Origin of the sequence: Bacillus cereus group sp. MYBK30-2, assembly GCF_051915945.1 — a bacterium.
GTDB classification, from domain to species: domain Bacteria; phylum Bacillota; class Bacilli; order Bacillales; family Bacillaceae_G; genus Bacillus_A; species Bacillus_A paramycoides.
Map to the genome: position 1 here is coordinate 814,986 of NZ_JBQAFR010000001.1, position 22,981 is coordinate 837,966.

Consider the following 22,981-nt stretch of genomic DNA (forward strand, 5'->3'; position numbering starts at 1 on the left):
TTCTAATTAAACTAAGCTATACGCACGTTTTGTTTCTTCATGGAATTTATTCGTATCGTATTTATGCTCAACATAAATTTGATGCCATACCATAAACGCAAGTACAGTCCAAATTTTACGGCTATAATCGCCTTTATCTGCACAATGTGCTTCCAGTAAGTTTAATACATACTGTTTGTCGATTAAATGCTCAGTTTTGCTTTCGTTAATAATATTTACAGCCCAATCGTGCATTTCATCTTTTAACCAGTGACGAATTGGTACTGGGAATCCAAGCTTTTTACGATCTAACACGTGATCTGGAACAATTCCACGTGCCGCTTCACGTAAAATAGCTTTCGTTGTTCCGTTTGCAATTTTAAATTCTGTCGGAATTTTAGATGCAACATCAAATACTTCTTTATCTAAGAACGGTACACGAAGTTCTAATGAATTTGCCATCGTCATTTTATCAGCTTTTAATAAAATATCGCCGCGTAACCATGTGAACATGTCAATGTACTGCATTTTACTTACATCATCATAATCTTTAATTTCGTTATACAATGGTTTCGTGATATCCATATAGTTAACACTTTCATCGTAATACTTCATTAATTCAGCTTTCTCTTCTTCACGGAAGATTTTCGCATTTCCATAGTAACGCTCTTCAATTGACGTACATCCACGCTCTAAGAAGCTTTTCCCTTTAAATCCTTCTTTAAGGGCACCACTTAGTGCCTTTAGAACGCTCTTTCCTGGGCTAGGAATGTAAGAGAACATTTTTAAAGAGTTTGGCTCGCGATAAATGTTATAGCCGCCAAACAGCTCGTCCGCACCTTCACCCGAAAGTACAACCGTTACATGTTTACGCGCTTCTTTAGCAACGAAATACAATGGAACAGCTGCTGGATCCGCTAAAGGATCATCCATATGCCAAATAATTTTTGGGAACTCATCCATAAATTCTTGCGCTGAAATGAATACGTTATGGTTTTTAACTCCTAATTTCTCAGCAGTTTCTTTCGCAACATCAACTTCACTGAAACCGCGTTGCTCAAAGCCAACAGAGAACGTTAAAAGATTTGGATTCATTTCTCTTGCGATAGAAGCAATAATCGATGAATCGATACCACCAGATAAGAAAGAACCTACTGGTACATCACTACGCATATGCACTTTTACAGAATCATATAATACATCACGAATTGCTTGGATATGCTCCTCTTTCGTTGCACTTGAAGCATTGAAATAAGGTTTCCAGTATCGATGAATTTCCATCTCTTTTCCGATTTCTTTTACGAAGTAATGACCAGGCTCAATTTTATTAACATCAATTGTTAATGTTTCTGGCTCTGGACCATATTGGTACGTAAAGTAATGTTGTAATGAAGTTGGGTTTACCCCTTTATCTTCCATTACATGCATAATACTTTTCTTCTCAGATGCGAAGAATGTAGTATCACCTTGTTGTGCGATGTATAAAGGTTTAATACCAAAGTGGTCACGTGCACCGAAAAGTTTCTTTTCTTCACGATCCCAAATCATAAATGCAAACATACCACGAAGGTAGTCTACACATTTTTCTTTCATATGTGCATACAATGCAATGATAACCTCTGTATCAGATTGTGTTGCAAAAGTTGCACCTTTTTCAAGTAACATTTCACGTAATTCTACATAGTTATAAATTTCACCATTAAAAATAATTACATATCGATCATTTTCATAAGTTAGTGGCTGATGTCCTGCCTCTAAGTCAATGATACTTAAACGGCGGAAGCCAAATTGTACATGTTCATCACGAAAATATCCTTCGTCATCTGGACCACGGTGGAAAATCATCGTGTTCATATTTTCAAATTGATGTTTTTCTGTTTCTGAAAACTCTCTAGGGTTTTCACATAAACATCCTACAAAACCACACATACTTCTTACCCTCTTTCGGTTTTCATTCTGTCTCTATACTACTATATCAACCTTATTTATACTAGCATAATCAACTGAATATGGCGACCAAAAACTATAAAAAAATCACTCCATTTCACATTTTTAACAATTTTTTATGAAAACTTGAAAACTAGGCACACACCTTTCTCCGCTTTTGTCATATGATATTGCAAATTGATTTCTAGGAGGTAATACCATGAGTGAAGAAAAAAAAGATTCTTCTCGCCCACCGGTTCGTAATTATTTAAAGCAAATTGATGATTTTTTCGAACAAACACCTCTTCGTAATGTAATTGCTGATTTAAATCATTTTTTCCAAAAAGGAAACCGTTTATTAACATTCCCTGTAGATTTATACGAAGTTGGTGACGAACTCGTCGTTACAGCCGAACTACCGGGTATTCAAAAAGAACAAATTCAAATTGAAATACAAAGCGAATACTTAAAAGTCTCTGTGAAAGAAGATATACTTGAAGAGACAGAAGAACAAACATCTCATAACTATTATCGCCGAGAACGTTCCAGTTCAGAAGCGTCAAGAATTATTAAGTTACCATATTTAATTAATAAAAAAACAGCGAAAGCTTCTTATCAAAACGGTGTGTTAGAAATTCGTGCACCGAAACTTCCGCAACAACATGATATATTATCCATAGACTAAAAGACAAAAAAGAAGGGTGCTAAGCACCCTTCTTTTTAATCCACTAATCGCTTCATATCACGTATAATATCTTCGTATGGCGTATTACTAATACCACTATATTTTTTCATTACTTTTCCATTTTGATCGACTAAGAAAAATGATGTTCCATGAATAACTTGCCCATTCTCTGGTTTATCTACAAGCGATTGGAAATTATCTTTTGAAAATTTTGTAATATCCTCCAAAGAATATCCTGTTAATAAGTTCCAGTTACTTGTATCTTCTGTGAACTTTTGAATGAATGCTTTCAAATTTTCCGGTTTATCTAGGTCAGGATCTACGCTAAACGATACAAACTGAACGTCTAACTTCTCTTCCTTCGCCATCTTCTGTAATTTCGCCATATTAGCAGTCATTGGTGGGCAAACTGTTTGACAGTTTGTAAACATGAAATCTGCAACCCATACTTTTCCTTTTAAATCTTTTGTACCAAACTGCTTTCCTTCTTGGTTTGTGAATTGGAAAGTTTCTAAATCCCAGTTTAATGGTTTACGGAGTTTCGATCCTGAGCCACTGCATCCAGCTAGTACAAAAAGACAAAAAACAACCATAAGACCAATTAACTTTTGATAACGCTTCATTATTAAACCTCTTTTCTCTTCCCTTAATTTATGTAGGTTATGTATATCATAACCTAAGTAAACACTATGAGAAAATTGTTTACTTCATTTGTTCACGAAATCGTAAGATTTTACGTATGTTACTTCTTATTATTAAGCGAATTACTAGACAAAGTTCTATTGTTAACTACTATTATTTCTCTATACTTTATTTACAAACAAGAATCCATTTTAAAGTGTAACTTTAATCAGTGGGGGTTTTTCATCCTCCGCTGATTATTAGCCCTCACCAATCGGGTTAAATTTTGTAAAGGTAATTATCAATTTTTTTACAATTCCTTAAACATTAATCCATTTTACACACTGTTTTCCTTTACAACATTTCGGTACAATACAACTACAACGATTTTAAATGAGGTGATGTTCATGGCAAAGCGCTATGAAAATATGGATAATGTGAGTACAAAAAAATCAATTCACTCCTTCTTACGCTGGCGTAAAGAGAGAAAACAAAACAAAAAAGATTTTTCTTTTCTAGTAGAACAATCACCTGTTAAACAAAGTAAATTTCTGCAAAATAACTTTGAAAAAACGACTGTCACATGGATCGGTCACTCTACTTTTCTAATTCAAACGAACGGCTTAAACATTTTAACAGATCCAGTATGGGCAAATAAATTAAAGCTAGTTCCAAGACTTACACAGCCAGGTCTCGCTTTAGATGAACTACCTAAAATTGATATTGTGCTTATTTCACACGGCCATTATGACCATTTAGACTTTTCATCTCTTCGTCAACTGAATAATGATGTTTTATACCTTGTGCCAATTGGATTAAAAAAATTATTTACTCGTAAAAAATTCACCAATGTAGAAGAATACAGCTGGTGGGACAGTATAACAATTGATGAAGTCGCTTTTCACTTCGTACCTGCCCAGCACTGGACGAGAAGATCATTATTTGATATGAATACCTCTCACTGGGGAGGATGGATTATCGATAATAAGATTACTTCAGAAACCATTTATTTTTGCGGTGATAGTGGTTATTTCAAAGGTTTTAAAGAAATCGGCAACCGTTTTTCAATTGATATTGCACTCATGCCAATTGGTGCCTATGAACCAGAATGGTTTATGAAAGTATCCCATGTTTCACCGGAAGAAGCTGTGCAAGCCTATCTAGATATAAACGCTACGCATTTTATTCCAATGCATTACGGTACTTTTGCGCTAGCAGATGAAACTCCAAGGGAGGCTGTAACACGACTTCGTAATAACTGGAATTTACGAATGCTACCGTGGGAACAACTACATGTTCTTTTTTTGGGCCAAACTTTCACTTATAGCCCTACTATACTAGAGAAAGAGCCAGAAAAAATTACTGAAACCTCTCATGTATAACAGAACTACTTTTTCGAATAATTTATCATATACTATAGAAAATCGAAAAGGGTGTTTTCCATGAAAAATTACTTACAGACTCGCTATATCATTAGCGGAAGCGCCTGTATTGCCCTTCTCATTTCTTATTTCATATACACATAAAAAAGCTACTTGGAAATATATTTCAAGTAGCTTTTTTTATTATTCTGCTAAATACATAAAACCAATTGCTCCTGGTCCTGTATGAGTACTAATGACTGGTGTTGTATAGAAAATCTCTGTTTGAGTGAATCCATTTACTTTTTCAACAACTGCTTTTACACTTTCTGCTAAAGGAAGTGCTTTTGCATGTGGAATTGCAACTGCTTTTACAACTTTCCCAGCAGTATCTTGCTCAAATAATTTAGCTAAAGTTTTAACAACTTGCCCTTGACTACGAACTTTTGTCACTGGATTGTATGCTCCACCTTCAAGGTTTGCAATCGGTTTGATGTTCAGTAAAGAACCGATAAACGCTTTCCCTTTACCGATACGTCCACCTTTCACTAAATTCTCTAATGTATCTACGACTACATATAAACGAGTATTTTTCCTTACTTCATCAATACGTTTTAAAATATCTTCTAACGAGCGCTCTTCTTTTGCCATTTTTGCAGCTTCAATTACTTGATATGCTAAAGCATGGCTAATGAACTGAGAATCAACGACTGTTACTTTAGTATCTGTCATTGATGCAGCACTATTTGCTGTTGAAACAGTACCACTCATTCCACCTGTCATATGGATGGAAAGTACTTCACTTCCATCTTCTCCTAACTTTTCATACATTTCTACAAATGTACCCATAGCTGGTTGTGATGTTTTTGGTAATTCTTCTGATTTCGCCATTTCTTCAATAAATTCATCTGGTTGTAAATCAACGCGATCTAAGTATGTTTGTCCATTTACAGAAATAGATAATGGTAAAACATGAATATCATACTTCTTAATCACTTCTTGAGATAAATCTGCAGTTGAATCTGTTACAATTTTAATTTTTTGCATATTATACTTCTTCCCTTTCCAATACGCTCTCCTTGTTATTATACTAGCATTCCCATTGCTTTCAACAATTTCGAACAATTTTCACCAAATTAATTATATTTTTATACCTAAAATAAAAAAAGACAGAGCTTACCTAACTCTGTCCCTGCTGTGTATTATGCATTCTTTTCAAGAGTATTTGTTTTATATACATTTGAATAATCATTCCACTTCAAACAACTTTGTAAATATTCACGGAAAGAGTACGAAAATCTTGGGTTTTTATGTTTTTGAATTTTCGCAATAAATAACTGAAGACGAGACTGAATTAGAAACGCTAATGGATGTTGTGCTTGTAGGACAGGGATTTCAAATATTTTAATACAATTCCCTGTTGAATGAGTGAAATAAAAACTTTTCGTAATCACAATATCAATCCTCTTTTTCGTTGGATTTTTGAACTTCCTCCACTTTTCGCCTTGACACGTTATTTAAAGTGAAGGTTTCCTACGAATACTAAAGTATCTATAGGCGAACCCCGTAGTCCCTACGGTTAGAAGCTTTAGGCTCCATTCATCTCCACCTAATCCAGACCCTGTCCTATATATCCCTTGAGACGGGAGTCTTATTATCCGTAAATAGCTAGATAACTCCAGTATAAACTTATAAAAGTGAAAAGTTTGTCTAAATTTTGGAGATTCTATAATTTTTTTCTTCTATATATTGTATACGATTATAGCTAGAGTATAACAAATAAAGTGAAACTTTAATCAATGGGGGTTTTGTCCATACCCCACTGATTATTAGCCCACACCAATCGAGATAAATAAAAAAGTGCCTTTATAACGAGGCACTTTTCGACTGTATTTCTTCTTCTTTTTTCTGTTTTCGCTTACTAACAATCTTTGATAAAGCGATACTAATTTCATAAATACAAATAAGCGGTACCGCTACTAAACTATGTGATAAAAAATCAGGCGGCGATATACACGATGCAATTATAATCAACACTACATAAGCATATCTTCTTATTTTTTGAAGAAATTCTGCCGTTAGAAGACCTATGCTCGTTAAAAACATAACAACTACAGGTAATTCAAATATAACAGCAAACGGAACTGTTAAATTAAGTACAAAATGAAAATACTTTTCTGTCGTAAACATCGTATTAAACATTTCATTACCAATTGTCGTTAAAAAATGAAATAGAAATGGCATGACGATAAAATAACCGAAAGATAGGCCTGCTATAAATAATATAGACAATACCGGTATATACATTAATGTCATTTTTTGTTCATTTGGATGTAAACCTGGTTTTACAAATAACCAAATTTGTATCGCTGCAAAAGGAATTGTACAAACGATAGCAACTACTGTAGCAATCGAGAAAAAAATCCATAACACATCACTTGGACCGAGAACAGTTAATTTCATTGGTAAATCTTTTACAAGCCAAAAATAAATATCCTTCGTAAAAGTAAATCCGATAATTAAAAATAATACGAAGGATATTACTGTATATATTACTCGTTTGCGAAGCTCAACAATATGTTCTACTACGCTCATTTCCCGATCTTCCATCTCGTTCACCACACTTTATTTATCCATTCCAAGAAAATTTCATCATATTCTTTTATTTACTTCTTTTCCTTCTCTTGAAATGCCTCATCAGTCAATTCCTTTGTTGATTTTTTAAATTCTTTTAACGTTTCCCCTAAAGCTTTCCCAATTTCCGGTAACTTTTTAGGGCCGAATAAAATTAACACTGCTACTAAAATTAAAATTAACCCTGGAAAGCCAATATTTGAAAACATTTCCCCATCCCCTTCATAAGTAGATTCCTTGTCCTACTATTCCATAAGTTCATTTTGTCAAAAAATTTTGTAAACGTCAATGTATCCGCTATCTTTTGTCAAAAAAATTCAAAAATATAATCAATTATACAAATATCATTTTCTAATCCTTTTGTATATGATATGGTTAAGAAAAATATATCTTATCTCATTACAAGGAAAGGGATTTACATTATGACACAAAAAATCACAAGAATGACCCAATTTGTAAAAGAAGAGATTGCTAATGCAGTTACCCATGGTATCGGTGCCATTTTAAGCATCCCTGCCTTAATCATATTAATTATTCACGCTTCCAAACATGGTACAGCATCTGCTGTTGTTGGCTTTACCGTTTATGGCGTAAGCATGTTCCTGCTGTACTTATTTTCTACACTGTTACATAGTATTCATCATCCAAAAGTAGAAAAGTTATTTACCATTTTAGATCACTCCGCCATATATTTATTAATCGCCGGCACGTATACACCATTTCTACTCATTACACTGCGTGGCCCGCTCGGTTGGACGTTACTCGCAATTATTTGGACCCTTGCGATTGGTGGCATTATCTTCAAAATTTTCTTTGTTCGTCGCTTTATTAAAACATCAACATTATGTTATATCATTATGGGTTGGCTCATGATCGTTGCCATTAAACCCCTTTATGAAAATTTAACTGGTCACGGCTTCTCACTACTTTTAATAGGCGGTATTTTATATTCTGTCGGAGCTATATTCTTCCTTTGGGAAAAGCTTCCGTTCAATCATGCCATTTGGCATCTCTTCGTATTAGGTGGTAGTACAATGATGTTTTTCTGCGTACTCTTTTATGTCTTACCCGCAGCATAAAAAAAGTTTCAGCTTGTTTAAGCTGAAACTTTTTTTATTACTTATGTAATTGAGATGCAATTATATCTTTTGTATGCTCTGTTAACTCTTTAGCATCCATACTTGCATATTCTTCAGGTGTAATCGGCTTAGAAATTGTTAATGTCGCATGAGCTGGTTTCATACGGTTTCCATTTGCCTCAAACATCTTATATGTACCATCTAAAGTTACTGGTAAGATAGCAACGCCAGATTTTACAGCAAGGTGAAAACTCCCTGCTTTAAACTCACCGATTTCGCCGCCCTTACTTCTTGTTCCCTCTGGAAAAATTACGATAGAATGCCCGTTCTTTAATAGCTCAATTCCATCTTTAATTGCTTTAAGAGATTGACGACGATCGCTACGGTCCATGAATACACAATTCATTAGTTCCATCCAAGTTGGTACAACCGGAAACTTTTTAATTTCCGCTTTAGAAACGAATCCAATTGGTTTATTTAAGTAACCTAGTAAAACAGGAATATCCATATTACTTTGATGATTACTTACCACAAGTACCGGCTTGTCTTTCGGAACATTTTCAAGTCCCTTTACTTCTACAGTCGATCCAGCAACACGTACCATTTTCTTACCAAACCAGTTTGTTGTTTTATACACAACACTATCTTTTTCTTGCGGTGACATCGTACTTGCTTTTCTTTTAATACGCCACAATCTTGGTGTAATCGCAATTACGATTAAAATTAAATAAAAGATTTTAAAAAACGTTTGAATCATACAGAACCCCCACCTATTATCATTCCGACCTTCATTATACTAGACAAACGAAGGAAAAAGAAGAAAAAATGTCCAAACAGCAAGTGTTTGGACATTTTCGAAGTTTTCTATATTAGAAACGTTTTGCTAATTCGCGTGCATTTGCAATCGCTGCTTCTTTAATGTCTTGTGCTTTTTCAGGATTTGCATTCATTCCTTCAACTGCAATATATTCAGTGTCAGCTACACCCATGAATCCTAATACTGCATTTAAGTGATTGCGACCGAAGTCCATTGCTGCGTATGCTCCTTCAGAGTAAACGCCGCCTGTAGCTTGAATGTGAAGTGCTTTTTTACCTTCTAGTAAGCCAATTGGACCGTTTTCAGTATATTTAAATGTTTTACCTGCGATTGATAAGTTATCTAAGTATGCTTTCACTACTGGTGGGTAGCTGAAGTTCCACATTGGAGTCACGAATACATAACGATCTGCATGCATAAATGTTTCTAAGTTATTGTTCATTGCTGCAACCTTTTGTTGTTGAGCTTCGCTTAAAGTTTCGAATCCTTCACCTGCTGCAAATTTACCCCAAGCAGCGAATACGTCTGCATCAATTGCTGGTACTGTTGTATTGAATAAATCAATTGTTACAACTTCGTCTTGTGGATGTTCGTTTTTATATGCTTCGATGAAAGCTTCCCCTACTGCCATACCGAAAGAACCTTCTGCTGAATTTGGATTTGCTGTAATAAATAATACTTTTGTCATTGTATTCTCTCCCTTTTTCTATTTTATCTTTAATTTGAGATTTATAATTTGAAAGTAAATAACTTACCTTATGTAAGTATAATACAAAAAGTTTTAACTAATGTCAATTAAAAATAGCAACTTTTTTTTCGTAAGTTAATAAGTTATATTGCTTCATATTGTTTTTGTATATAAATATCAAGATTCTGACCAAATAAAAAAACTACCTCCATATTTCATGGAGGTAGTTTTTATCAAATTTTACTTTTGAAAAACATGTTTCACTTTTTCAGCTGGAATATTACTTCCACCTCTACCTTTTACATCTTCAATCATCATTGTAATGACCATATCAGGTGAATTTAAATCGAACGCAGCGAACCAACCTAGTTCTTTTCCTTCTGCCTCTTTTGAAACCTTTAATTCTGCTGTTCCTGTTTTACCAGCAAGAGTCATACCATCAATTTTCGCGATTTTCCCTGTACCATCTGGATCATTAATTACTTTCGTTAAAGCCGTTTTTAATATATCTTGATTTCCTTTAGAAATCACGTTCTCTTTCCAAGCTTTTGGTTGTTTATCTGTTTTAATAATATACGGTGACGGAATCGTTCCATCATTTACAATTGGCGCATACGTTAAAGCTAAATGAAGAGGAGTCATTAATACTTGTCCTTGTCCATATCCTGTATCTGCCATTTGAATATCATTTTTAATGCCATCATTTGCGATTTTAGAAGCAGGGAATCCGTATTCAATTGGTAATTTCTCATCGAATCCAAATTTTTTCGCTTCACTCATAAATTTATCTTTTCCGATTTTCAAAGCTTCTTGTGCGAAGTAAATATTATCCGAGTATTTCATTGCCTTATCAAAATCAATCGGATTTGCATCTTTCACACGTGTTACATAATAATTACCCCAAGAAGAATCCTTTGTCCATTGCAATCCTTCAATTTTCAATTCTTCTTTTGGATCAATCGTTTTTGTTTCAAGACCAATTGCACCTGTAATTGGCTTAAATACAGAACCTGGTACCGATAATTGTGTAAATCGATTCGTCATTGGTTTTTTCGGGTCATTATTCCAAGCTTCGCGTTGTGCTTTCGATGTCCCTCGCGCAATTAAATTAGGATCATATGCTGGACTACTTACAAGTGCAATCGTTTCTCCGCTTTTCGGATTAATTGCTGCACTTGAACCAGCCTCTCCTTTCATTTCATTATAAATTTTTTCTTGAACAGCACTATCAATAGTTAAAGTTACATTTTCTCCATCAACAGCATCTGTTTTCGCTAAATTTTTAATTTCCTTACCTTGTGCATCTTCCATGAAGACGCGGCCACCTTTTTTACCACGTAACTTTTCTTCTAATACTTGTTCTAATCCAGCTTTACCAACTGGATCATCTGCTTGATACCCTTTCTTTTGAAGCGTTTTTAAATCTTCAGCATTTACCTTTCCGATATAACCAGTTAAATGCGCTGCCGCTTCTCCTAACGGATATGTACGAACATTTACCGGTCTTGTTGAAACGCCTGGTAAATCGATGTACGTATTTTGCGTTGCCCCTTCAGGCAATATCCCAATTGGTACAAGATAATTTGGTTTTACCCATTTAGCAGCTAGTTTTTGATCAATTTCTTCTACAGACATATTTAACAACTTCGCTATTGTTTCTTTCGTTTGTGGAGCAGCATCTCCTAATTTTTCTGGAATCATTCCGATTTCAGAAGCTTTACCATTCGTCGCAAGACCTTTTCCATTACGATCGTAAACTTCACCACGTTTTGGCTGTGTTGTCTGCATACGCACTTTACTATCTTTTGTCATGCCTGGGAATATAAAATCAGGAGTCCAATCTATTTTCCAAGATTCTTTATCTCCATCTTTTTCTTTCACCATTTTTGCTTCATGGCCAAAAGTGATTTTACCACCAACTGTATCCATGCTTACCTTAAAAGGAACAGGGCCTTCATCTTTTTTATCTTCTTTTACTTCCCCTGTTTCTACCTTTAATTCTTTTACTTCGATACCAGAATAAATCTTTTCATATTTCTCAGTAAACTCTTTCTTTGAAATATCTTTTTTTGCATTTTCTGATAATTGATCATACATATCTGCAAATTTTTGTTTATTCCATGCTTTTACATATGTATCAAACGCTTCTTGTGGTTTTTCTTCTTTGCCGCATCCGACTAGCATTAATGCTAAGCAAAGAAAAAGAATCCCCCATATTTTTCTCAACCGATTCTCCTCCTCTTTCTATATTAATACTTTTGAAAATTTTAGCATTTTTCACGTGCTACCTTTCATTATAGCACTATCGAATATCATCTATAAACTTACATTTATAAATACAAATAAAAAAGATTGATGCGAATATTCACATCAATCTTTTTTATTATTGTTGTTTCTCGTATACATGGTAATAATACGTATACGGATTTTTTTCATCCGTTAAGCCTTTCTCTACAAAAATCTCTTTCCAATTTGTCATGTCTATTTCTGGGAAGAATGTATCTCCTTCAAATGCGTGATGGATTTTTGTTATATATAACTTGTCTACATATGGTAAAAAGAGATCATAAATTTGCGCCCCGCCAAAAATAAAAATCTCTTCTTCGTTTTTACATATCTCAAACACTTCTTCCACAGTATGAGCAACTTCACAACCTTCTACATGGTAATCACCGTTACGCGTTACGATAATATTACGTCTTCCTGGGAGCGGTCTACCGATTGCTTCATAGTTCTTTCGTCCCATAATAAGCGGGTGACCCATCGTTGTTTTCTTCACGTACTGTAATTCACTCGGTAAATGCCAAGGTAAGTTATTATCTTTACCAATTACTCTATTTTCGTCCATTGCGACCATAAATGAAACAATCATCTTTTCATCTCCTCTACAATTACACTGCAACCGGTGCTTTAATTGCTGGATGTGGATCATATCCTTCTAATGTTAAATCGTCCATTTCAAAATCAAACACAGATTTCACATCTGGATTTAATGTAAGTTTAGGGAACGGACGTGGTTCACGTGCCAACTGCTTTTCTACTTGTTCAAAATGATTTGTATAAATATGTGCATCACCAATAGTATGAACAAACTCTCCTACTTCAAGACCACATTCATGTGCAATTAAATGTGTTAGAAGAGAATAGCTTGCAATGTTAAATGGAATTCCAAGGAAAATATCACCGCTTCTTTGATATAACTGACAAGAAAGCTTTCCATCTGCTACATAAAATTGGAATAGCGTATGACAAGGTGGCAATGCCATGCTTGGTACATCTTCGGGATTCCAAGCAGATACAATCAAACGACGTGAATCTGGTGTTTTCTTAATCATTTCAATTACATCTTTTAGTTGATCAAGTGTCTCACCAGCTGTCGTTTTCCAAGCACGCCACTGCTTTCCGTATACGTCTCCTAAATAACCATATTTCTTCGAAAAATCATCATCTTCTAGAACGTTCTTTTTAAACAATTCCATTTGCTCATCGTATTGCTTCTTAAATTCCTCATCTTGTTGAGAGCGAAGACCGAAATCTGTCATATCTGGACCATTATACTCATCACTTTCTACCCAACTTTTAAACGCCCATTCATTCCAAATATTATTATTATGTTGTAATAAATAACGAATGTTTGTATCACCTTTCATAAACCAAAGCAGTTCACTTGCTACAAGGCGAAATGGGACTCTCTTTGTCGTTAATAAAGGAAATCCTTTACTTAGATCGAAACGCATTTGATATCCAAATACAGATACAGTACCTGTCCCCGTACGATCTTCTTTCTTAGTGCCGTGCTCCATTACATGACGGCATAAATTTAAGTATTCATATTCAGCATGTTTCATATGTAGGAAAACCTTCTTTCAATCTTATATGAGATTTATCATAACATGAAAAACATCGAATTTAATAATCCTAATCAATAAAAAATATTTCTATATTAACAGAATTCTACCTCATTATATTTTTACAAAATGTAAATTTATAATCGCCTGATCCTAAATCCCTTTCAATGTTATGTTTTGCGCTCCAATTCGTTTCGTCTATCCGTAATGTAGCGCTTGTATTAGGTGGTACAGAAATCTGTAAAAAGGCTTGTTCTTTTTCTACACGCCACTCAATCTTAATTCCTCCATAAGCTGTCTCACGTTTTACTTTAATCCATTCTAAATTCGAATCAAAATGCGGTTGTATATAAAAATGTTTATATGCAGGCTTTGTTTCATTCACTTCTAACCCAACAATATATCGGTATATCCATTCAACGATTGAACCATATGCATAATGATTGTAAGAATTCATGCTATCCTTCCATAGTGTTCCATCTTCTTTCACGCCATCCCAATGCTCCCAAATCGTTGTAGCCCCTTTTTTCACTTGATATAACCAAGAAGGATAATCTTCATGAAATAGAAGCTTACAAGCAAGGTCGTGACGGTTAAACTTGCTTAATAGTAAATTCAAGTACGGAGTTCCTATAAAACCAGTTGTTAAATGATCCTTATTTTCTTTTAAAAGTTCAGTTAAGCGATTAAATACTTTCTCCTTCACATTATCATTAACTAACTCAAACAAAAGTACTAATACGTGGGCAGTTTGGGTATTTGAAATTAATCTGCCATTTAGTGTAACGTATTCATTTTGAAACGATTGAACAATATTTGCATGTAACCTTTCATAAAACTTAGCATCTGTTTTTTCACCTAAAATCTCAGCAATTTTTTGTAATAGCGATGTAGAATACGCATAAAAAGCCGTCGCAATAAAATGTTTATCTGTTCCACCTTCATATACATCCGGCTTCGTATCTAATGCAAGCCAATCTCCTAAATGATAACCTGTATCCCATACGTATTCGTTCTCACCTTGCGAACGTATGTAATCTATATATTTCTTCATACTGTCATATTGTTCTTTTAAAATCGATACATCTCCGTAATGTAAATAGTGGACCCACGGACAAATAATTGCTGCATCGCCCCAACCTCCAGAAGTATCAAGATCAAGATCAAAATCCACCCTTTTCCCAAATGCATCTGGAATAACTAAAGGCACAGCTCCGTTAACATTTTGGTCTAATGATAAATCTTGGAGCCACTTTTTAAAGAACGATTGAACATTCATGATTTGTGTCGCTGTTCCGATGAACATTTGTGCATCTCCTGTCCATCCAAGTCGATCATCTCGCTGAGGACAATCCGTCGGTACGTCAAAGAAGTTACCCCTTTGGGACCATTCCACATTATGATGGAGTTGATTGATTAATGGATTGGACGTTTCGAATTCAGTCGCTTTTTCCATATTAGTATGTAATACAATCCCTTCAAAATCTGCTATTTGAGGCGGCTGGGTTAACCCGCTTATTTTCACATATCTAAAGCCTTGATACGAAAAATGAGGCTCAAACTTTTCCTCTTCTTCTCCTTTTGCTATATAAACTATTTTTTGTTTTGCCTTTCGGAGATTCCCAGTATAAAAATCACCGTTTTTATCTAATATTTCGGCATGATGTAACTCTATCTTTTGCCCAGTATAGACGTGAAAAACAGTAAAACGCACCCATCCTACCATATTTTGTCCCATATCAATAAGCCACTCGTGATTTGGTAGCTTTTTGATAGAAATTGGTTTTATAATTTCCATTTTACGCACCGATTCATTTTCTTGAGCAACGATTACTTGTTTAGAATGCTCAATTACATCAACATCCTCTACCTCTTGTACACTTCCTTCTAACCTAGCGTCGTAAACTTCTCCTTCATAAATTTCAGAATACAAAATAGGGCTTGGAGTTACCTTCCATGTTTCGTCTGTTACAATTTTCTCTTTCGTTCCATCCTCATAAGTTATATGTATTTGAGCAATTATCGCACGTCTTTCCCCGTAATAATTACGTACATGATGCATTGTAAGCGGCCCTTTAAACCACCCATTACCTACCAGTACAGAAATAGCATTGTGCTCACCCTTTAATAAATGCGTTATATCAAACGTTTGATACAGTACTCTCTTATCATAACTTGTCCATCCAGGAGTAAAATAACAATCTCCAATACGCTCTCCATTTATAGAAGCCTCATATAATCCTAAACTTGTAATATATAAACGTGCTTCTTCAACTAATTTTTTAATAGAAAAATTTTTATTAAAGGACATAACTTGGGTTCGCTCTTGTTTCGCAGCAATCCAGTTTCCTGTCCAATTTTCTTGCCTTTGTAATCCAGTCTCCCAAAATGCTACATTTGACCAAATTGACTCTTCACCGTGATTATCCCACACCTTTACTCGGTAAAAATAACGTGTCTCCGTTCTATATGGAAATGAATTGATCGGTATATATAAACTTTGATCTGTTTCTACTTTCTGTGAATCAAATAATATAGTTTCAAAATCTTTATTAGTCGCAACTTGCAATTGATAAGCAAGTTGTTTTACATTTCGGTTATCCGACTCAAGCTGCCAACTAATTTTAACAACTATTGAATCTATACCTATCGGATTAATTTTATTATTGCAAAGTACTTTCTTTATAGTTAACACGCTTCTTCACCATCTTTTATCAAATTCAATTTAAATTAATTATAATAAAAATAAAATTCTAAATAAATAATAATTTTATTCATTCTTACAAAATTATTAACTTTCAATATTTAAAAAGGTTTTCACTTTTCTATTACAGAAAGTATAGTGCGGAACATAAAAATTATATTTGGAGGTTAGAAGCATGTCTAAAATCAAAACCCCTGTTTTAAGTGCGTTGCAACATACAATTGAGAAAATGATGAAAGATTTACACGTTCCAGGTACCGCTGTAGCTGTTATAAAAGATGGTGAAGTAATTATTTCAGAAGGTTTTGGCTATCGAAACATAGAGAAAAAAGAAGCTGTTACTCCGCAGACACGATTCGCAATTGGTTCTGCAACGAAAGCATTCGGTACACTTTCATTAAGCTTATTAGCACAGCAAAAAAAATTTAATTGGGATACTCCTGTCCAATCTTACGTACCTAACTTCTCTTTATCCGATATACTCGCTAACTCGCAAGCTACAGGACGAGATTTAGCTTCTCATCGTACTGGGATAAGTCGTCACGATGCTCTTTGGTACAGTTCTTCCTTATCTCGTAAAGATATCGTAGAAAAAATTAAACATTTATCACTTGATGCACCGTTCCGCACTGCATTTTTATATAACAACTTAATGTATGCAACAATTAGTTATATTGTGGAAAACATTACGAATCAAACATGGGAGCAATACGTTACAGAACATATTTTAGAACCTTTAAATATGAGGCATACAAACTTCTCTGTTACAGACTCACAAAATACAGATGATTACGCATTACCTTACGCTGAAGATAATGGTGAAATGAAAGAAATTCCATTCCGAAATATCGATACAGTTGGAGCGGCTGGATGTATTAACTCTTCCATTGAAGATATGGCAAAATGGGTTCTGCTTCATTTAAACGAAGGAAAAACAGAAAATCATGATTTGATTTCTACTGAACTACTCCAAGAAATGTATACACCGCATACGCCAATCCCGGATCAGCCAATGTTATCAACAAGTGAATCACCATTAAATAGCTACGGACTCGGTTGGTTTATTAGCGCTTATCGCGGTTATAAACTGATTCATCACGGCGGTAATATTGATGGATTCTCTGCACTTGCATCATTCATGCCAAATGAAAACATCGGTATTATCGTACTAACAAACTCCGGACAAACTTTACTTCCTACTTATATTACAAAGCATATTTACGACGAACTTCTCGGACTAGAATTTATCGACTGGCAAAATCGTGCTGTGGAAGATAGCGAAAAAATGAAAGAAATGATGAAAGAAGCAACGACAGCACTCCCTGAACCAATAAAAGGGACTACCCCTTCTCATACATTAGATGACTATACTGGAACTTTTGAGAATTCTGCTTATGGAACATTGAAAGTATACAAACAAGAGGATTCCTTACATGTACAATTTATGGATATGGAATTTCAGCTAAAGCACCATCATTACGACATCTTCTCTGCATCAATTAGTTTGTTCCAAATGAAGATGGGTCTTTTATTCGCTTATGATATGAATGTAAATGGTGAGTTTCCGACACTTCAATTACATGTTCCTGCAACTTTAAGTACTCAGCCCCTTACATTCACTAAAATTGAATAGTAAATTTAATAGAGGGAAGCTTTCGCTTCCCTCTATTTTTTCTCAATTAGAAATTCCATCTAGAACTATTCATTTCCTTATTCGATTAAATAAATAATAAAAATAACGTTTCATGTGACATTGCTTTCTTATTAGCGCTTTACTGAATGTGGAAGAATCTCACGATTATTTGTGCTTTTAATTTTCTTATCCTTCCAAATAAATTTTTTCAAACACATAAACACAGTTACTGAAATAGCGACTCCAACTGTAACATCTGAAGCAAAATGAGCCCCTACCATAATACGACTAATTGGCACTATTATCATCCACAAAAGAATGAGAATCCAAACACCTATTTTTTTTCTTTTTAATGAAGCGAAATATTCTGGTAATAAGCTAAACCAAATGATTAACGCTGCATTGGCACTATGGCCTGAAGGGAACGACATAAACTCATCACTTTTGGCGATTCCTTGAGGTACAAACCATTTTGAAAACCCTTCAAACGATCCAATAGAAATCATATGACGATAACGTTCTCTACCCCATCCTAATTTTATTAGATTAAATGTAATTAATACAATAACTACACTTAGTAATCCAATTAATGCAATGTCTCGCAATCTTTCATCATCGTATTTGCTCCATGATTTAGAAATCATATAACAAACTACAATAAAGCAAATCATAAAAATTGGAATTGAAAATTTTGAAATGGTTAAATAGTGTACTAGCATAAATGACGCTATAAAAGCAAATAAAAGAATGATTACTCCATAGCCAGCTCCAGATAGATAATACCCTCTTGAACCTTTATTCTTTCTAGTTTTAAATAAATACATACTAGAAAATAAGGCAATAAGCATCGCTGGAATTTCTCCTATAGCTTGTAAAAAAAGAGCAATCTTATTAGTTGGTTCATATAGACTATTGGATATTTGTAAGTCTGTAAATGTAAAGATACATAGTAAAATAGCGAAGCTGGAAATTAATATCACTTTTCTATTTTTCACCATTTCCCCTACTTTCCACTATGCTTTAATATAAAATTCCCCATCTCAATTGCTAAATCTTCGCTCTGAGGATAGACTCCTACGTTATCTCCATAAGCGTGCCCCAACCCTCGATAAAGAACTGTTTCAGTATCTACTCCTTTTTTAGTTAATTTAGCTGCATACGCTAAACATTCAATCATTAAAAAATCATGCTCTCCTACCGTAATAAATGTACTTGGATAGTCTGGGGATACATCAACATATGGACTTAAATACTTAGAATTAATTTCTTTCGTACCAAGTACTTCTGACATACCTCCAACCATTGAATGCATAATATTAAGCATTTTTTCTAATCCTTTTTTATACTTAGGAGCAATTTCATATTTGTCTATACTCCAAGAATAAAATTCATCTTCATAATCACACATATTAATTGTAGGATATAGAAGTAGTTGCCCCTTAACGAGATTTCTACCATCTTCCATATCTCTAGTAGTACAATACTGCGTTAAGTTACCTCCTGCACTATCACCAGCAACAAAGATATTATTCTTATCACCGCCTAATGTGTCAGCATTCTCATAAATCCACTTTAAAGTAGTGTAACAATCTGTATGCCCAGTTGGAAAAGGATTTTCCGGAGCTAATCGATAATCCACAGAAACGGCTAGTATATCTGTTTTCTCTACTATCAATTTCACAAGCTCTTCTACCACATCTGGTGATCCTGCCATAAATCCGCCACCATGAATGAAGTATAAAATTGGTGCATTCTCTCGTTTAGAACTACTGTTATAAATTCTTATCGGAATATCAAATCCATCTTCAGCTTTAACAGTTTTATGCACAATATTAATGTCTTTAGTGACAATGGGAACACTTTTAATACCATTAAATTGTTTTCGCATATTCTTTACTGATTTTTCAGAAGCATCCATTTTCATCATATTTTTAGGCATAAACCTCATTACATTCATTTGAACCTTTGTGTCCTTATAAAGACGTGGATCCATAGCCCCTTTTTCATCGCAATCTGGTATATTTTTCACTAGGACTTTTGCCCCCTGTACGTTGATAGTTTCTTGTTTTTCTTGAATTTTTTCTAAAAGGTCTAAATCATATTTTCTAGTCATCCAGTATTCATCCTCTCTTGTTTTAAGCGCTTTCATTTATTTGGATTATATAAATCCCCTTTGAATCTTACTTCATTTGCTATCACTAAATTAAAAACATTCCATGTACAAAATGTAACATGGAACGTTTTTTTATTGTTGTTCATATTTGATTCAATTATTGTCATTTTTTGATATGATTTTCTTCCTATACTGTAATGGTGTGTATCCATATTTGTCTTTAAACTGTGAAATAAACGATTTTACATTGGGAAATCCGTGTTTTACTGCTATATCTTGTATAGAATTTGTACTACTAATAATATCCTTATAAGCTTTATAAAGTCTGTATCTTGTTAAAAAAGAGGTGAAATTTGATCCAAAGGATTTTTTGAACATACGAGAAAAATGTTCTTCACTTACAAAAAAGTGTTTTGCTACATCTTTCAGTTTAAGTTCTTCATCGTAATGTTCATAAATATATGTAATCATCTCTTTTTGTCTATTTCCAAGTTGAAAATCATTTTCTACATTCTCCACATCTTTACAGTAACGCAATAAAATATAAACGACTTCATAGATCAAACTATTAATTTTTATATAACTTAAGTCATCATAATTTGTGACTAATTCCTTTAATTCATCAAATATTTGTTGGAGTTTTGTTTTCTGAACGACTGATTCTTTTATATTGAATCTATATTTATCAAAATCTTCATTTACCTCTTTAAGAAATTCATAAGAAATAATTAACATCATTACTGCACAACTTGTATTTTCAACTTTTTCAAATTCGTGAACATCACCACTATTTACAAAAATAAATTCGCCAGCGGATACTTTCTTTTTTTGCCCATTCACACACAAAATAATTTCTCCAAATACTACAAGGCTAATTTCAATACTTCTATGCCAGTGCGGTGGAATATAATAGTGAAAATCAGTTGGAAACATTGTATCCTCTATATATTCAACCATTCCTGGAATTCTATCACGTAATTTTATTTCTTCATATTTTCCTTGCCTGACTTTCAATAGTCCACCCCCTTATTTTATTATAAAATAGACGTCAAGTTTCTCATTACATTCTTGCATTCGGTGTATACGCAACTTCTACAATAAATCCATTCGGGTCGTAAAAATCGATCGTATAGTAACCATCCGAATAATGATTCATTTCAATAGGTCCATGTATAACCTTCATCTTAGTACTAGCAAGAAACTCTGCTACGTCATCAACTACTCCTCTATTAATAGCTTGATAACAAATATGTCTCGGCCCTAATGATTTTGCAATTTCCTCGTCTACTTCTTTAAAATATATTTCACTTTCTCCTGTGCTATATGCCACTTCATTTAATTTTCTCCATCCAAATAAAGGATAATAAATGTACAGCACAGAATTCTTTTATTCAACTAATCAAATTATAAGGAGGAACAGTTGTGTACACAGAAATTTTTAAAGAAATTGTTTCAATTACTCACCACGATTACTCGGGATGTCTTGATAAAAAGGGATGGGACGACCCTACTCCATATTTAAACAAGATTGAACAATTAGAGAAACACGGAGAGTTAACACCAGTACAATTTACTGAAATTGTAGGAGATTACTTATTAGACTTTAAAGATAATCATATGTTTTTCAAAATGACTTCAAAAAAACAACCACTTAATAGTGTCGGGTTTCAAGTTAAACGATTTGAAGATCGGCTGTACATTACATCAGCTAACCAAGAAAAACGAATAAAAAAAGGACAAGCTATTCTTGCATTAGATAACATAAAAATTCCTGATCTATTAATAAAATATAAAAAATATTTAAATGAGACTACATATGAGCGTGAAAAATGGGACTACGTTTTATCAAAGTCATCCAATTGTACAATTATAGATGGAGATGGAGTAATCCAAACTATTACTTTACTAAAGTATAAACGAAGTGATTACACGCCTATCTATTCATTAGAAAAGTATAATGAGGATACACTCTTAATTACTTTGACGGACTTCACAAATACTGAAGCTGTTAATAAATTAATAGATACATACAAAAACGAGCTTGATTCTTTTCCGAACTTAATTATAGACGTCCGAATGAATCTCGGTGGAAGTGATGACGCGTTTTTTAAATTACTTCCTTATTTATTTGAAGATAAAGAGATCTCCCTCTTCGATTCTTCAGATACAATGCAATTAAATCATACAGTACGAAACTATCATTTACGAATGAAAGATTTCGAAAAAGAAGATTATGATTCTTTAGACGAACTTTCAAAATTATTCACTGATATGTTTATTCAAGATTTAAAAAAGAATTATAATAAAGGGTTCGTTACATTTGATACCTCTGGATTACCATTAGAACTGCAAACATTAAAAATACACGGAAGAAAAATGCCAAGTAAAGTATTATTACTAACAGACGTAACATGCGCAAGCTCTGGCGATTCCTTTGTAGAAGTAGCAAAAAAATCATCTAAAGTGAAAGTAATAGGTCGCCCTACCGCTGGTGTAAATGATTATTCTAATTTAGCAGTAATGGAATGGGCTGATACATTTGCTCTTTACTATCCCACTTCAAGGCTTTCTATTATTGATAAAGGGGAAGGAATGTCCGGTGTTGGAATACAACCGCGTTTACATATCCCTTGGACGCCTGAACATATACAAGAAGATGTAGACTTGAAAGTAGCTTTACAGCTCTTAAACCAAGAAGAATGGTAATTAAAAAGTAGGTGTGAGATAACACACCTACTTTCCCTACTGATTATTAGCCCACACCAATCGGGCTTTTACGGGCAGCCGTACTCCCACCTAACTTCCTTGCATTCGCCAAATTTTGAGGTGGGAGTCTTACTGCCCGCAAATAGCGGGATAAGCATAAAAAAAGAACAAGATTTTCTCTTGTTCT

Annotated in this window: 21 protein-coding genes; 5 read left to right on the forward strand and 16 right to left on the reverse strand. The window is 34.0% G+C overall.

Going from position 1 to position 22,981, the window contains the following annotated elements; genetic code table 11:
- Positions 1-6: 6 nt before the first annotated feature.
- A complete protein-coding gene (asnB, locus tag ACTFQM_RS04270; protein WP_002171774.1) occupies positions 7-1,908 on the reverse strand; it encodes an asparagine synthase (glutamine-hydrolyzing) in 1,902 nt (633 codons plus the stop codon).
- Between the two features lie 217 nt (positions 1,909-2,125).
- Here asnB and ACTFQM_RS04275 point away from each other — a divergent pair, with 217 nt between their 5' ends.
- Entirely contained in the window at positions 2,126-2,590 is a 465-nt protein-coding gene (locus tag ACTFQM_RS04275; RefSeq protein WP_002171773.1) for an Hsp20/alpha crystallin family protein, read from the forward strand.
- 35 nt (positions 2,591-2,625) lie between these two features.
- Here the strand turns inward: ACTFQM_RS04275 and ACTFQM_RS04280 are convergent, their stop codons facing one another.
- Complete coding sequence (locus ACTFQM_RS04280; protein ID WP_098306872.1) at positions 2,626-3,213, reverse strand: SCO family protein; 588 nt, start codon at positions 3,211-3,213, stop codon at positions 2,626-2,628.
- Between the two features lie 405 nt (positions 3,214-3,618).
- Between ACTFQM_RS04280 and ACTFQM_RS04285 the strand changes: the two genes are divergently transcribed.
- On the forward strand, positions 3,619-4,593 hold the full coding sequence (locus tag ACTFQM_RS04285; protein WP_440033548.1) for an MBL fold metallo-hydrolase: 975 nt from the start codon (positions 3,619-3,621) through the stop codon (positions 4,591-4,593).
- 183 nt (positions 4,594-4,776) lie between these two features.
- Here ACTFQM_RS04285 and ACTFQM_RS04290 read toward each other — a convergent pair whose 3' ends face one another.
- The 4 genes from ACTFQM_RS04290 to ACTFQM_RS04305 form a co-directional block, all read right to left on the reverse strand.
- The gene (locus ACTFQM_RS04290; protein WP_071719952.1) at positions 4,777-5,619 is read right to left on the reverse strand and encodes a DegV family protein; all 843 of its coding nucleotides are present in this window, start codon (positions 5,617-5,619) and stop codon (positions 4,777-4,779) included.
- Positions 5,620-5,774: 155 nt separating this feature from the next.
- A complete protein-coding gene (locus ACTFQM_RS04295; RefSeq protein ID WP_002171769.1) occupies positions 5,775-6,026 on the reverse strand; it encodes a DUF2535 family protein in 252 nt (83 codons plus the stop codon).
- Positions 6,027-6,438: 412 nt separating this feature from the next.
- A complete protein-coding gene (tatC, locus tag ACTFQM_RS04300) occupies positions 6,439-7,182 on the reverse strand; it encodes a twin-arginine translocase subunit TatC (RefSeq protein ID WP_033718922.1) in 744 nt (247 codons plus the stop codon).
- A 56-nt stretch (positions 7,183-7,238) separates the two neighbouring features.
- Entirely contained in the window at positions 7,239-7,415 is a 177-nt protein-coding gene (locus ACTFQM_RS04305; RefSeq protein ID WP_002141629.1) for a twin-arginine translocase TatA/TatE family subunit, read from the reverse strand.
- 213 nt (positions 7,416-7,628) lie between these two features.
- Between ACTFQM_RS04305 and trhA the strand changes: the two genes are divergently transcribed.
- Complete coding sequence (trhA, locus tag ACTFQM_RS04310) at positions 7,629-8,285, forward strand: PAQR family membrane homeostasis protein TrhA (protein ID WP_002171767.1); 657 nt, start codon at positions 7,629-7,631, stop codon at positions 8,283-8,285.
- Positions 8,286-8,322: 37 nt separating this feature from the next.
- Here trhA and ACTFQM_RS04315 read toward each other — a convergent pair whose 3' ends face one another.
- The 6 genes from ACTFQM_RS04315 to ACTFQM_RS04340 all read right to left on the reverse strand — a co-directional run bounded on the left by ACTFQM_RS04315 (position 8,323) and on the right by ACTFQM_RS04340 (position 16,333).
- A complete protein-coding gene (locus tag ACTFQM_RS04315; protein WP_002171766.1) occupies positions 8,323-9,042 on the reverse strand; it encodes a lysophospholipid acyltransferase family protein in 720 nt (239 codons plus the stop codon).
- Positions 9,043-9,154: 112 nt separating this feature from the next.
- Positions 9,155-9,790, reverse strand: a complete 636-nt coding sequence (locus tag ACTFQM_RS04320) for an FMN-dependent NADH-azoreductase (protein ID WP_071719954.1) — start codon at positions 9,788-9,790, stop codon at positions 9,155-9,157.
- Between the two features lie 240 nt (positions 9,791-10,030).
- Positions 10,031-12,016: a penicillin-binding protein 3 gene (gene pbpC, locus ACTFQM_RS04325; protein WP_440033549.1), complete on the reverse strand. Its 1,986-nt coding sequence runs from the start codon at positions 12,014-12,016 to the stop codon at positions 10,031-10,033.
- Positions 12,017-12,173: 157 nt separating this feature from the next.
- A complete protein-coding gene (locus tag ACTFQM_RS04330) occupies positions 12,174-12,662 on the reverse strand; it encodes a dihydrofolate reductase (RefSeq protein WP_071719956.1) in 489 nt (162 codons plus the stop codon).
- Positions 12,663-12,681: 19 nt separating this feature from the next.
- Positions 12,682-13,638 carry a thymidylate synthase gene (locus ACTFQM_RS04335; protein WP_440033550.1) on the reverse strand — a complete coding sequence of 319 codons (957 nt, stop codon included), beginning with the start codon at positions 13,636-13,638 and terminating at the stop codon, positions 12,682-12,684.
- 106 nt (positions 13,639-13,744) lie between these two features.
- On the reverse strand, positions 13,745-16,333 hold the full coding sequence (locus ACTFQM_RS04340; protein WP_440033551.1) for a family 78 glycoside hydrolase catalytic domain: 2,589 nt from the start codon (positions 16,331-16,333) through the stop codon (positions 13,745-13,747).
- A gap of 184 nt (positions 16,334-16,517) precedes the next feature.
- On the opposite strand from ACTFQM_RS04340, the gene ACTFQM_RS04345 reads away from it, so the two are divergent.
- On the forward strand, positions 16,518-17,975 hold the full coding sequence (locus ACTFQM_RS04345; protein WP_440033552.1) for a serine hydrolase: 1,458 nt from the start codon (positions 16,518-16,520) through the stop codon (positions 17,973-17,975).
- Positions 17,976-18,106: 131 nt separating this feature from the next.
- Here the strand turns inward: ACTFQM_RS04345 and ACTFQM_RS04350 are convergent, their stop codons facing one another.
- From ACTFQM_RS04350 to ACTFQM_RS04365, 4 genes are all read right to left on the reverse strand, one after another.
- Positions 18,107-18,970, reverse strand: coding sequence for a phosphatase PAP2 family protein (locus tag ACTFQM_RS04350; protein WP_440034383.1), 864 nt, complete (start codon positions 18,968-18,970; stop codon positions 18,107-18,109).
- Between the two features lie 8 nt (positions 18,971-18,978).
- A complete protein-coding gene (locus ACTFQM_RS04355; RefSeq protein ID WP_440033553.1) occupies positions 18,979-20,088 on the reverse strand; it encodes an alpha/beta hydrolase in 1,110 nt (369 codons plus the stop codon).
- Between the two features lie 153 nt (positions 20,089-20,241).
- Positions 20,242-21,102, reverse strand: a complete 861-nt coding sequence (locus ACTFQM_RS04360) for an AraC family transcriptional regulator (protein WP_440033554.1) — start codon at positions 21,100-21,102, stop codon at positions 20,242-20,244.
- A gap of 46 nt (positions 21,103-21,148) precedes the next feature.
- Positions 21,149-21,466 (reverse strand): topoisomerase IV, encoded by a 318-nt coding sequence (locus ACTFQM_RS04365; protein WP_440033555.1) that lies wholly within the window; start codon positions 21,464-21,466, stop codon positions 21,149-21,151.
- A gap of 44 nt (positions 21,467-21,510) precedes the next feature.
- On the opposite strand from ACTFQM_RS04365, the gene ACTFQM_RS04370 reads away from it, so the two are divergent.
- Positions 21,511-22,794, forward strand: a complete 1,284-nt coding sequence (locus ACTFQM_RS04370) for a S41 family peptidase (protein WP_440033556.1) — start codon at positions 21,511-21,513, stop codon at positions 22,792-22,794.
- Positions 22,795-22,981 lie beyond the last annotated feature (187 nt).